Genomic DNA, 11,759 nt, shown 5'->3' on the forward strand with positions numbered 1-11,759 from the left:
ATAGACACGGACCTGCCGTTGCAGCACCTGCCAGTGCTGTGACGCGGGTCACCATGCAACGTATGGTCGAATGTTGCAAGCGTCAATAGCCTGGATACCTCCCCGCAACAATCACATGAACGCTGCGCGGATGCTCCGCCGCCGTCCGCTCCCACGCGGACACCCGGCCCCTGCCGCGACGAAGGAGAAACCTGCCATGGTGAGCCTGCTGGACCCCGTCCGCCTTCGCGCCGATGCAGCGCCCAGGAGCGTCGCCATCAGGGACGCCGGCGAGCACTTCAGCTACGAAGGGCTCCTCGAATCGAGCCTGCGTTTCGCCTCGATCCTCGACGCTCAAGGCGTCGCACCCGGGGAGCGGGTCGTTCTCATCGCGCCGTCGGTGTCGGCCTACGTCGTGGCCTACCTCGGCATCCAGGCAGCAGGCTGCGTCGTGGTACCGATGAACACCATGTCGACGAGCGAGGAAGTCAGCTACGTCGTGCGCGATGCACAAGCCTCACTGATCATCGCCTGGCACGAGGCGAGCGCACCCGCCCGGAAAGCGGTGGCCGCGGACGGGCCACCGGTCGTCACCCTCGTGCACGGTATGTGGGAGGCCCTGCCGCTCGCGGCCCTGACCGACCGGGACCCCGACGACACCGCGGCGATCCTGTACACCTCGGGCACCACCGGTCGCCCCAAGGGCGCCGAACTGACGGTCGCGAACATCTTGTCCGCAGCGCGGATCTCGGTGGAGTGCAGCCAGGGAACACCGGACGACCGGATCGGCACCGGGCTGCCGCTGTTCCACATCTTCGGCCAGATCTCGGTGATGATGGCCTCGCTCACCGCAGGGAGCTCCCTGCACCTGGTAGCACCCTTCGGCCCCGAGGCCATGATCGACGCCATCCGCACACACCAGCTCACCATCATCGCCGGCGTGCCGACCATGTGGAACGCCATGCTGCGCTCGTCCAAGGGCGAGGACGGGAGCGGGTTCGGCAGTGTCCGTCTCGCTGTCTCCGGTGGCGCCCCGCTCCCGGCGCCGGTGGCCCAGGCCTTCGAGAGCCGTTTCGGGTGCGAGCTGCTCGAAGGGTACGGGCTGACCGAGACGACCTCGCAGGGAACCTTCAACGGCCAGGGAGGAATCCGGAAGTCAGGCTCGGCGGGCCGGCCGGTACCACGGACGTCGGTGGAGGTCCGGAGCGAGAAGGGTTCGCCTCTTGGCCCGGGAGAGGTGGGCGAGATCTGGATCAGCGGCCCCTCGGTCATGAAGGGATACTGGCGGCGGACCGAAGCGACCGCACAGGCCCTGGTCGACGGCTGGCTGCGGACCGGCGACCTCGGCATGATCGACCAGGACGGCGACCTCTTCATCGTCGACCGCCTGAAGGACCTGATCATCCGGGGCGGGTACAACGTCTACCCCGGCGAGGTCGAGGAGATCCTCTACGAGCACCCGCGCATCGTCGAGGTGGCCGTCGTCGGCGTACCGGACGAGCACTACGGCCAGGAGGTCGCCGCCGTGATCGTCCTGGACCGGCCGGGATCTGTCACCGGGCCCGACATCATGGCGTGGGCACGCGAGCGGATGTCGGCCTACAAGATCCCCCGCCTCGTCAGGTTCGCCGAGGCCCTGCCCAAAGGGCCCAGTGGGAAGATCCTGAAGCGGACCATCGACACCGACCGGTTCCGGCAGTCGGCCTCCGCGGCGGAACAGGCGGAATGACGTACTGGCTCCTCCCTATACTCCGGTTGTGACTGCGAAACGAGAGGCTGGAAGAGCGGCGGTGCGGCCCGGCGCACGCGAGGCGTTCAGCCTCGCCCTGAAGAAGTTCGTCAAGGGCGACCGCCTGGACATGCAGGATCTCGCCGCCGAGCTCGGCGTGGACCGTACGACGCTGTTCCGGTGGGTGGGCAATCGCGACACTCTGGTCGTCAACATCCTCACCACGCTGGCGGACCCCACCATCAAGAAGGCCGCCGAGGCGGCGAACGGCAGCGGAGGCGCTCGTATCGCGCGGATCGCCGAGATCTACGCGCAGAAGATCATCGACGCCTCGTACTACCGGGCGTTCATGCAGCGCGAGCCGGAACGCTCACTGCGGCTGACCACCACCAAGGCCAGCCCGCTGCAGCAGCACATCGTGGAGAACTTCCACAACCTGCTGCAGCAGGAGCAGGACGGCGGCCACGAGTTCCCGCCGATGGACCTGCACGACCTGGCCTACCTCATCGTGCGGATCATCGAGTCCTTCATCTACGCCGACATCATCACCGGCGAGGAACCGGACTCCGCCAAGGTCGGTGCGGCGATCGCCGCTCTCCTGACGACCTCCCCGGCCGCCCGGTAGGAGACTCCACGTCCACGACCGGGGCGTATGAACAACCGGGCCGGGCAGGAGGACCGCACCATCGCCGTCTTGCCCGGGCCCGGGCGGATCTTCGTCAGGCGATGGAGGCTCCGCCGTCGACGATGACGGTGGAGCCCAGTACGTAGTCGCCCGCGCGGGAGGCGAGGTAGACCGCCGCGGCGGCCATGTCCTCCGGCTCTCCGATGCGCCGGGCCGGAATGTAGCCGATCACCTCCTCGGCGTGGTCCCGGGCGGCACGGTTCATCTCGGAGGCGAAAGCGCCCGGCGCGATGGCGCTGACGACGATCCCGCTCTTGATGAGTTCGAGCGCCATCCTGCGCGTCAGGTGGATCACGCCGGCCTTGCTCGCGTGATAGGAGTAGGTCTCGCCCGGATTGACCGCGATTCCGTCCACCGACGCGATGTTGATGACCTTCGCAAGGTGCGCACCGGCCGACCGCACCAGGAACGGCTTCAGGGCCTGGGTCAGGAAGAACAGACCCTTGACGTTGAGGTCCATCACCTTGTCCCAGCCGGACTCGGGGAACTCGTCGAACGGGGCGGCCCACGCGGCGCCCGCGTTGTTCACCAGCACGTCCAGAGCCGGCTCGCGCTCCGCGTACCTGGCCACGAGGTCATTGATCCCCGGAACGCTCGACACGTCCCCGGGCAGCGAGTGGCACTCCCCCAGCTCGGAGAGCTCCCGGGCTGCGGCGTCGCACGCCTCCGCCTTGCGGGCGGTGATGTAGACGCGGGCCCCCTGAGCCAGAAAGCCCTCGGCGATCATCCTGCCGATGCCGCGAGAACCGCCGGTGACCAGGGCCGTGCGGCCCTCCAGTGAGAACAAGCCAGTGATGTCCATGTCGAACTTCCTGTTCAGTTACCTAGCAAGGCTGCAACATTCGCTGATATGTTGCAGGAAGGTACCGCCTCGACGATCGCGCACACAACCCCCGCAGTTGATCTTCCGGAAGGCCCGAGCATGCCCGCCGCCCGACCAGCATCCCTGCAGCCCGTCGATGCCGACTGGGCCACCGACTGGCTCACCTCCTGCGGCCTGCAGATCTCCCCTCCCCTCATGGCCCAGCGCATCGGTGCGGGCCTTTCCAACCTGACGTACCGGATCAAGCACCACGCCGGCCGCACCTGGGTCCTGCGCAGGCCGCCCTCAGGAAAACTCCTGGCCTCCGCCCACGACGTCCTGCGCGAGGCCCGCATCATCAACGCACTGTCGGGCACCGCCGTGCCCGTCCCGCGCATCTACGGGACCAGGCACGACGCCGCCGGTGTCCCATGGGTGCTGATGGAACACCTCGGCGGCGTGGTCATCGACGACATGGACACCGCCGCACGGACCCCGATCGCGGAACGAGCCTCAATCGGCCTGGACATGGCCACCACTCTCGGACTCATCCACGCCGTCGACCTGGAAAAAGCGCGTCTTCAGGACCTTGCCAGCCACGAGCCCTACGCCCCTCGACAGCTGAAGCGCTGGAACCGTCAGTGGGAAGCGTCCAAGACCGGCGAACTCCCGGCGCTCGACCGCCTCACCCGGCGTCTGGAGCGGGCCATGCCCGCCCGGGAGGAGACGACCCTCGTGCACGGCGATTTCCACATCAAGAACGTGGTCACCGACCAAGGCACGATCGCCGGCGTCCTCGACTGGGAGCTCAGTACGCTGGGCAACCCGCTGGCCGATGTCGGCACCCTGCTGGCGTACTGGCCCGCACACGGCGAATCGGACATCAGCGACATGACCTCCGCCTCCACCCTGCCCGGATTCCCCAGCCGGACCGAACTGGTCGACAGGTACGCGACCACCACCGGACGAGACACCTCAGATGTGGGCTTCTGGCACGTCCTGGGCCTGTGGAAGATCGCGATCATCGCCGAAGGGGTACTGCGCCGCTCCCTCGACACCCCCACCGACCGCGCGCGGACAGGCATCCCCACCCGCGACGTCATCACCTCGCTCGTCGGCTACGCCCACACCATCGCCGACGACGCCTCCCTCTGAACGCTCCCGTGACCACCGGGGCGAAACCGCATCCGAAAGGACAGAGCACCATGCCGCAGACTTCGACGCATCCGAACGAGGACCTCGTTCTCTCACAGCGGCACGGGGCCGTCCTGCTGCTGACGTTCAACCGCCCGGACAAGCTCAACGCATGGAACAACGACCTTGAGAACCGGTACTTCGCACTGCTCGACGAAGCCGAGGCAAACCCGGACGTACGCGCCATCGTCATCACTGGGGCCGGCCGGGGATTCTGCGCGGGCGCGGACATGACCGATCTCCAACGCGTCGACGAACTCGACGACTCCGGCCTTCCGGCCCGCCCCCGCCCTCGCGAGTTCCCCCTCACCATCCGCAAGCCCGTGGTGGCCGCGGTCAACGGGGCCGCCGCCGGACTCGGGTTCGTCGAGGCCCTGTTCTGTGACATCCGCTTCTCCACACCCGACGCCAAGTTCACCACCGCCTTCGCCCGCAGAGGGCTCATCGCCGAGTACGGCGCCGCGTGGATCCTGCCGCGCCTCATCGGCACCAGCCGCGCGCTCGACCTGCTCCTGTCCGCCCGCGTAGTGCGCGGAGACGAGGCGCTGGCCATCGGCCTGGTCGACCGCGTCGTGCCTGCGGAAAACCTCGTGGACGCTGCCGTCGCCTACGCGCAAGAGCTGGCAGACCTCAGCTCCCCCTGGGCGATGAGCGTCATCAAACAACAGGTCCACAGCGCCATGGACACCGACTTCGCGACCGCCGTGGCCCGCGCCGACGACCTCATGCAGGAGTCCCTCCTGGGCCCGGACGTCGTCGAAGGCGTGACAAGCTACCTTGAGGGCCGCAAGCCCCGATTCCCCGGGCTGGCACCGCGATGACCCGTGACCACGCAGCCCCAGCCCCTCGGTCCTTGCGCCAAGCCGTGCTGATCGACTTCGGCGGCGTCCTCACCACGAGCGTGCTCGATGCGTTCCGGGCCTTCGGCAGTGAAGAATGCCATGACCGCGATCTGCCCCTGCGCCTCCTCACCGAGGACGAACAGTCACGCGAACTCCTGAGCGCCCACGAAGAAGGCCACCTGAGCACCGAGGAGTTCGAGACCGGCTTCGCAGCCCGACTGGAACTGCACGGCGCAGCAGTGGAACCACGCGGCCTGATCGCGCGCATTCAGAAACGGTTGTACCGGGACGAATCGATGGTCACCCTCGTCAGCACCATGAGAGGTCATGGCATTCGTGTCGGCCTGATCTCGAACTCCTTCGGCTCCGACGCCTACGCCGGCTGGGACCTCGACTCACTGTTCGACAGCGTCACCATCTCCGGCCGCGAAGGGGTGCGCAAACCCTCCCGCCGCCTCTACCAGATCGCCTGCGACCGAATGGGCTGCCGCCCGTCCGAGATCGTCATGATCGACGATCTGAAGCAGAACGTCGTCGCGGCAGAGCGTCTGGGCATGGCCGGCATCACCCATCGTGATATCGCAACCACCACCGCCGAGCTCGCCCAGCACCTCGGCCGACCACAAGCCGAATTCATACCCGCCTCACGCTGAACGGCTCTAGCGCGGCCGCCCGGGTAGACCCATCTGTCCGGGCGGCGGCCGGCAGAGATACGAAGGCTCCGATCGAGGCGGGCTGGTCGGTCCACACCCAGGAGATGTCGTCGAACGCCTCGGGGCTCGCGACCCGAGAAGCGCGCTGGAGGAGCGGGGGAGAGTCTGGAGAAAGACCTCCAGATCCCGCCAGGCGGGCACCACCTTCTCGACGCCGACGACCGAGACCAAAGTCTCGGGCAGGGTCAGGCACATGCGTCCATTGCCCTCCGACTCGACGACCACCAGGGTGCCGGTCTCGGCGACCACGAAGTTCGCGCCGGAGATGCCGGCCTTCGCCCGCAGGAACTTCTCCCGCAGGTGCAACCGGGCCGCCTCCGCCAGCTCGGCCGGCTCGTCGGACAGTCCGTCCGGCGCGGGACGACCCCAACGTGCCGTCTAGGAGCGGAAGATGTCACGGATCTCGCCACGGTTGCGATGGATGGCCGGGACCAGGATGCGCGAGGGATGGTCGTCGCCCAGCTGCACGATCAGCTCGGCCAGATCGGTCTCACGCCATGAGCGCCAGACATCAACGGCCGAACCCGCGATCCGACTGACATCATGTTCCGGAACCTCGCGGCAGTTACTCCTGACCCGCCTCACTCATACCCGTCACCCTCCCCACACCCTGCTTGGATGATCCCGATGTCTCTTGTGCAGCACCTGAACCCCGAGTCGGCCCCCGCACCGGCCGGGACGTACAGCCACCTGGCCATCACCGCGCCCCAGGCCCGTGTCGCCTTCTTCTCCGGGCAGATCGACATGAGCGCGCCCGGTGCTGAACCACCCCGAGGCGCAGCAGAACAAACCCGGGCAGTCTTTGACGCCATCGCGGAACTGCTCGCTTCCCAAGGGGCGCAGCCCGCAGACCTGATCAAACTAACGACTTACCTCGTGGGCCGGGGCCACCTGAACGAATTCAACGAGATGCGCAGTGCGGTCTATGCCCAGTGGTTCCCCGAAGGGGATACCCCCGCCAACACCCTGCTCATCGTTGCTGGACTGGCGCACGAAGCACTCCTGGTGGAGATCGAGGGCTCCTTCGTCTGCCCCTAGGGTCCGTCTTCAGAGATCATCGGGTGGTGGATCGTGGTGGGGTGATACGTCGCCATGAACTCACTGATCAGGAGTGGGAGTTGCTCGCTCTGCTGATACCGCGGGCCGCGACAGGCCGACCCCGGGTGGCAGACCGGCAGGTCATCAACGGGATGGTCTACAAGATCCGCACCGGGATCTCCTGGCGTGACCTGCCCGGCCGCTACGGGCCGTGGCAGACGGTCCACACCCGCTTCCGTCGCTACGCCCTGGACGGCGCGTTCACCCGGGCCCTGCAGCAGATACAGGCCCGGGCCGACGCCACCGGTGACATCGACTGGCTGGTCCAGATCCTCGCACCGGCCCGGGTCGGCCACGCCGCCGACCTGACCATGTGATCGCGGACAAGGCATACAGCTCTCGCGGCTTCCGCAGCTACCTTCGGCAACGCGGCATCGCGCACACGATCCCCGAAAAGGCCGACCAACTGCGGCACCGGCACAATCGCGGGAGCAGCGGTGGCCGACCGCCAGGCTTCAACCGGGAGATCTACCGCCGACGGAACGTCGTCGAACGCTGCTTCAACAAGCTCAAGGGCTTCCGCGGCATCGCCACCCGGTACGACAAGACCGCTCCTTCCTACAAAGCAGCGGTCACACTCGCGTCACTCCTGCTCTGGGCAAGATCCCTTTGAAGACGGACTCTAGTTGAGCCGCGGTCTTGGCACATTCCTCCAATGCAACGCGCTGGGGACCGCGCCTCTCGGTCTGGTCCCACTCTTCGCGCCCGGCAGATCGGCAACCACCAGACCGACACCTCGGTCCCGAACGTAGCGATGGCAGCGGACCAGCGGCAGCAGCAGCGCGTCCGCACCTGATGGCGTGTCAGTAAAGTCAGCATTGGGTCAGCAAAAGGCCGGCCGAAGCTGTCAGAGGCAGCCGCACTCTGGGCCTCGGTCAGACGCGTACGAGCCTCCAGGAGCCTGGAGGGCATCGCTTCTCAAAACCGCGCGCATCCGTCCCATAGGCGTTTCGCGGAGCCTGCCCCGCCTCCGCAGGTCAGCGAGGGATCCGGCGCGGCTTCAGTGAGACCGTGGGGAGTTCGGGGGCCGGGAGCGGGTCGCCGTCGTAGCCCTGGACCGTGCCGAACCGGTCCCCCGTCATCCACTCCTCGCGCGCCTTGGCGATCTCTTCGTGCGACCTGCCGATGAAGTTCCACCACATGATGATCTCCTCGCCGAAAGGTGTTCCGCCGAGGAGGACCGTGCGCGCGGGGGTGTCCGACTCGTTCGTCAGGGTCAGGGTGGCGGGGCCCGGGTGGACGTAGCCCAGGTCGGCGGGGCGCAGCAGGGTGCCGGCCAGGCGGACGGTGCCCTGGTCGACCAGGAGACCGTGTTCGAAGCCGGGGTCGACGGCGAGCGTCACCGAGGTGTGGGGCCGCAGCAGGATCTCGGCGCCGAGCAGGGGCGTGAAGGCCGGCACCGGGGAGGTGACGCCGGCGAGTGAGCCCAGGAAGACCCGGATCTCGGCGCCTTCGCTCCGCACGGGCTCGGGGACGTGGTGCCGGAAGTCGGGCGCGGTGTCGCGGTGTGCCTCCGGCAGTGCCACCCAGAGCTGTACGCCGTGCAGGACCGTGGTCCGCGGGGTGGAGACCTCGGAGTGGCTGATGCCGTGGCCGCCGGTCATGAGGTTCAGTTCCCCGGGCCGTACGAAGGCGTGGCTGCCGAGGCTGTCGCGGTGCTCGATCTCTCCGCTGAAGAGCCAGCTCACCGTCTGCAGTCCGGTGTGCGGGTGCGGGGCGACGTCCATGCCGCCGGTCTCGGAGACGTCGTCGGGGCCGTAGTGATCGGCGAAGCACCAGGCGCCGATCAGGGTCCGGGCGCGCTGCGGCAGCGTCCGCCGTACGGTCATCGCGCGCGGTCCGCCCAGCGGCACGTCGCGCGGTGTCAGTACGTCGACCCGTGCCGTCCCGGCCGGCGGCTCGCCGTCCGCCACCGTGCCGCAGCGCACTTCGACGGGTACCGCCTCGACATTGCTCATCATGGACCACCTCTCCACCGCTGATTGTTTTACATTCAATCACCATCCGGCCGGATGCGCGTGGCGGTCCGTCTCATGATCGCAGACCCGGGCGAGGGGCGGCCCGGTGCTCCCCGTCACCAGCGGACGGCCGTGAAGTCGACCGGCCGCGGGCGCAGCAGACGCGTACGGTCCGCCAGGCCGCGCAGTCGCCGGGACATCTCGTCGGCCGGCAGGCGGCGCCGGTCCCCGTGGCCCGGCAGGACCCATTCGAACCGCAGCCGGCCCGCCGTCCTGGCCAGGGAGCCGGCCAGCGCCTCGATGGAGTACCAGGTCACGCTGTCGGCGACTTCCAGGTCACCGGTCGTACGCGACCAGTAGAAGCTGTCACCGCTGAAGCAGTAGCGGTCGTCCGCGAGACACAGGACGCTGCCCCGGGTGTGCCCGGGCAGCGGGTGGACGGTGACGCCTTCGGCGATCTCCACCGGGTCCAGTCCGCGGATCACGCGGTCCGCGTCCGGGGCGGCGTCCAGGTCCCCTTCGTGGATCCACAGCCGGGCGCCGAAGTGGTCGGCGTAACGGCGGCCGTGCGCGGCGTGGTCGCGGTGGGTGAGCAGCACGTCGGTGACCGGGCCGCCGGCGGTGTGGCGCGCGGCCAGCTCACGGCTCCAGCGGGGCGTGTCGATCATGATGCGGGCGCCGCCCGGCCGCAGCAGCAGGTAGGAGTTGGCGCCCGCGGTGCGCGGCGAGTTGTGCCCGCAGATCAGCACACCGTCGTCCAGGGCCAGCGGGAACGGGTCCAGGGCCCGGTCCGCGCGGCCGGTCACCGGCCGGATGGAGCGGGTGGGGCAGGCGAAGACCGCGGCGTGCAGGCTCCGGTTCTCCGCCTCGTCCGCCGGGGCCCGCAGGACCCGCGACTTCCCGTCGGCCTCGTCGATCAGCCCGGGCGCGAACTGCCGGGCCACGTCGCAGTTCACGCAGCGGTCGTCCACGTACCATCCGTCCACGGCGGACTCCTCTCCACGGGCAGGCGGCCCCGGCTCGGGCCCGCCCTTCAGGGGTATCCCGCCGGGCCACCGGAGCGGAACCCCCTCCCGGCCTTGTGTTTCCGGCGCCCGGGCGCTCTGGGCGGGCGCGTCCCGGTGGGTGCCGGAGGGCGCGGCGGCGGGGCGCGGGCGCCACGGCTCAGGTCCGTACCTCGAAGCCGCCGCGCCCGTCGAAGAGCACCTCGCACACCGCGTCGAACCCGTCCGCCGTCGACGGTCTGCGCAGCCGTCCCAGCGTGGCCAGGACACCGACGTCGGGCACCCGCTCGCGGCCCTCGCGCGCGGCGTTGCGCCGGAGGGAGCCCGCCACGTCCGGCGGGAACCAGTACGCCGTCACGGTCGCCCCGTACGCCCGCGCCGCCGCCACCAGCGGGGCCCATTCCTGCGGTGACGGGTTCGTGTTGTCCACGGCCACCGCACGCCCCGCCGCCAGGTGCTCCGTCACCAGCCGCATCTGCCGGGCCTGCTTGTTCCTGGCACCGCGCGGGAACAGGTCCTTGCCGACCAGCTCGTACCGGTCGGCAAGGCACCGGGCGTAGAAGGTGGACTTGCCGGACGCCTGCAGCCCGACCAGCACCGCCAGGTCCGCGTGCGTCGCCATACCCGCCACGATGGCACGCCGTCCCGGACCCGGGCGAGAACACCGGCGGCGGCACGCCCGGGGATGACCTCATCCCCGGCCCTGGCCCCTCCAGAAGGCCGGTGACCTGCGGGCCGATGCCGTCAGCCCCACCCCTGGCCCGCCAAGAGGCCGGTGACCTACGGGCGGATGCCGTCAGCCCCGGCCCTAGCCCTCCAGGAGGCCGGTGACCTGCGGGCCGATGACCTCCCAGACGGGGCCCGGCAGGTGGCCGAGGTCCGTGGCGCGCAAGGCGTCGAGGGCCTCCTCGGCGCCGGTGCCGGTGCCGGTGCCGGGCCCGGCGAGGGCGTCGGCGTCGTAGCGGGTGGTGCCGGTCAGTACGTCGTAGCCGTCCCGTACGGCCACGCGCAGGCGGCGCCCCGTCCCGTCCTCGGTGTGCAGGGCGGAGGCCACGACCAGGGGCGGTGCCCCGCCGGGCGGGGCGGGCAGCTTGCGGTAGGCCGAGGCGAGCGGGGCGGGCCAGCGCAGGCCGAGCAGCACGGGACGCTTGGCGACCACCTCGGCCAGGTCCGTCTCGCGGACGGCGTCGGGCTCCAGGACCGTCGCCCGGGCGTCCAGGACCAGGGCGGCGGGCAGCAGACAGCGCAGCGTACTGCCGGCGAGGTTGCCGCCGACCGTGGCCGTCCGCCGTACGGCGCCGGTGCCGACCGTGGCGGCGGCCAGCCGCATGACGTCCGGCACCCGGGTGTCGATCCGGTGCAGCACCACGGCGCCGCCCAGCGCCTGCGGCCCGATGACGTTCGCCTCCGGCACTCCGCGGAGCGACATCGCCAGCTCCGGGAACCCGTCCCGCTGCCAGGTCGCCCAGACGAGGGTCGCCCCGCCTATCGGCACGGCCCTCTCGGCCAGGCACTCCCGGGCTTCCGGCACGGAGGTGGGCAGACGCAACAGCACAGCGGCCGACCTGCCTTTCTGGGACTCGGGACGAGGGGCGGACGGCCGCCCCGCCGACAGCGCAGTCTTCTCGGCAGGCAGGGGGCGCGTACAGGGCTCACACGGGCATGCGGGGACGGCGTACGCGACACGGCTCGACCCGATCGGCTCCTCGGCCTGGGCGGACCCCGCGTTGCGCAGGAGGGCCGGGCCCGACGGGC

The 11,759-nt window shown here is 69.6% G+C and carries 11 protein-coding genes and 2 pseudogenes; 7 read left to right on the forward strand and 6 right to left on the reverse strand.

Features of this window, described 5'->3' with window-relative positions; translation table 11 throughout:
- The first annotated feature begins 196 nt into the window (after window positions 1-196).
- Window positions 197-1,708: an AMP-binding protein gene (locus tag ACZ4SV_RS04595; RefSeq protein ID WP_468001360.1), complete on the forward strand. Its 1,512-nt coding sequence runs from the start codon at window positions 197-199 to the stop codon at window positions 1,706-1,708.
- 28 nt (window positions 1,709-1,736) lie between these two features.
- Window positions 1,737-2,333: a QsdR family transcriptional regulator gene (locus ACZ4SV_RS04600; RefSeq protein ID WP_468001362.1), complete on the forward strand. Its 597-nt coding sequence runs from the start codon at window positions 1,737-1,739 to the stop codon at window positions 2,331-2,333.
- A gap of 94 nt (window positions 2,334-2,427) precedes the next feature.
- Here the strand turns inward: ACZ4SV_RS04600 and ACZ4SV_RS04605 are convergent, their stop codons facing one another.
- On the reverse strand, window positions 2,428-3,195 hold the full coding sequence (locus ACZ4SV_RS04605) for an SDR family oxidoreductase (RefSeq protein ID WP_468001364.1): 768 nt from the start codon (window positions 3,193-3,195) through the stop codon (window positions 2,428-2,430).
- A gap of 120 nt (window positions 3,196-3,315) precedes the next feature.
- Here ACZ4SV_RS04605 and ACZ4SV_RS04610 point away from each other — a divergent pair, with 120 nt between their 5' ends.
- The 3 genes from ACZ4SV_RS04610 to ACZ4SV_RS04620 are packed head-to-tail and all read left to right on the forward strand — an operon-like array spanning window position 3,316 to window position 5,884.
- Window positions 3,316-4,350: a phosphotransferase family protein gene (locus ACZ4SV_RS04610; RefSeq protein ID WP_468001366.1), complete on the forward strand. Its 1,035-nt coding sequence runs from the start codon at window positions 3,316-3,318 to the stop codon at window positions 4,348-4,350.
- 50 nt (window positions 4,351-4,400) lie between these two features.
- Complete coding sequence (locus ACZ4SV_RS04615) at window positions 4,401-5,210, forward strand: enoyl-CoA hydratase-related protein (protein WP_468001368.1); 810 nt, start codon at window positions 4,401-4,403, stop codon at window positions 5,208-5,210.
- A 44-nt stretch (window positions 5,211-5,254) separates the two neighbouring features.
- Window positions 5,255-5,884 carry an HAD family hydrolase gene (locus ACZ4SV_RS04620; RefSeq protein WP_468001370.1) on the forward strand — a complete coding sequence of 210 codons (630 nt, stop codon included), beginning with the start codon at window positions 5,255-5,257 and terminating at the stop codon, window positions 5,882-5,884.
- A 141-nt stretch (window positions 5,885-6,025) separates the two neighbouring features.
- Here the strand turns inward: ACZ4SV_RS04620 and ACZ4SV_RS04625 are convergent.
- Window positions 6,026-6,436 (reverse strand): annotated as a pseudogene (locus ACZ4SV_RS04625) (LUD domain-containing protein); the annotation flags it as partial.
- A gap of 126 nt (window positions 6,437-6,562) precedes the next feature.
- On the opposite strand from ACZ4SV_RS04625, the gene ACZ4SV_RS04630 reads away from it, so the two are divergent.
- The gene (locus ACZ4SV_RS04630) at window positions 6,563-6,982 is read left to right on the forward strand and encodes a RidA family protein (RefSeq protein WP_468001371.1); all 420 of its coding nucleotides are present in this window, start codon (window positions 6,563-6,565) and stop codon (window positions 6,980-6,982) included.
- Window positions 6,983-7,023: 41 nt separating this feature from the next.
- A pseudogene (locus tag ACZ4SV_RS04635) lies at window positions 7,024-7,655 on the forward strand (transposase).
- A 364-nt stretch (window positions 7,656-8,019) separates the two neighbouring features.
- Here ACZ4SV_RS04635 and ACZ4SV_RS04640 read toward each other — a convergent pair.
- From ACZ4SV_RS04640 to ACZ4SV_RS04655, 4 genes are all read right to left on the reverse strand, one after another.
- Entirely contained in the window at window positions 8,020-9,000 is a 981-nt protein-coding gene (locus ACZ4SV_RS04640) for a pirin family protein (RefSeq protein ID WP_468001373.1), read from the reverse strand.
- A gap of 116 nt (window positions 9,001-9,116) precedes the next feature.
- Entirely contained in the window at window positions 9,117-9,986 is an 870-nt protein-coding gene (locus ACZ4SV_RS04645; protein WP_468001375.1) for an MBL fold metallo-hydrolase, read from the reverse strand.
- Between the two features lie 178 nt (window positions 9,987-10,164).
- A complete protein-coding gene (locus ACZ4SV_RS04650) occupies window positions 10,165-10,626 on the reverse strand; it encodes an AAA family ATPase (RefSeq protein WP_468001377.1) in 462 nt (153 codons plus the stop codon).
- Window positions 10,627-10,812: 186 nt separating this feature from the next.
- The gene (locus ACZ4SV_RS04655; RefSeq protein ID WP_468001379.1) at window positions 10,813-11,559 is read right to left on the reverse strand and encodes an FAD binding domain-containing protein; all 747 of its coding nucleotides are present in this window, start codon (window positions 11,557-11,559) and stop codon (window positions 10,813-10,815) included.
- Window positions 11,560-11,759: the final 200 nt, after the last annotated feature.

Source organism: Streptomyces sp. NPDC027672, from assembly GCF_055566335.1.

What these genes read in the sequence shown, in the direction of transcription:
- ACZ4SV_RS04595 (WP_468001360.1), top strand. Translation starts at nt 197, where the DNA reads ATGGTGAGCCTGCTGGACCCCGTCCGCCTTCGCGCCGATGCAGCGCCC.
- ACZ4SV_RS04605 (WP_468001364.1), bottom strand. Translation starts at nt 3,195, where the DNA reads ATGGACATCACTGGCTTGTTCTCACTGGAGGGCCGCACGGCCCTGGTC.
- ACZ4SV_RS04610 (WP_468001366.1), top strand. Translation starts at nt 3,316, where the DNA reads ATGCCCGCCGCCCGACCAGCATCCCTGCAGCCCGTCGATGCCGACTGG.
- ACZ4SV_RS04615 (WP_468001368.1), top strand. Translation starts at nt 4,401, where the DNA reads ATGCCGCAGACTTCGACGCATCCGAACGAGGACCTCGTTCTCTCACAG.
- ACZ4SV_RS04630 (WP_468001371.1), top strand. Translation starts at nt 6,563, where the DNA reads ATGATCCCGATGTCTCTTGTGCAGCACCTGAACCCCGAGTCGGCCCCC.
- ACZ4SV_RS04640 (WP_468001373.1), bottom strand. Translation starts at nt 9,000, where the DNA reads ATGAGCAATGTCGAGGCGGTACCCGTCGAAGTGCGCTGCGGCACGGTG.
- ACZ4SV_RS04650 (WP_468001377.1), bottom strand. Translation starts at nt 10,626, where the DNA reads ATGGCGACGCACGCGGACCTGGCGGTGCTGGTCGGGCTGCAGGCGTCC.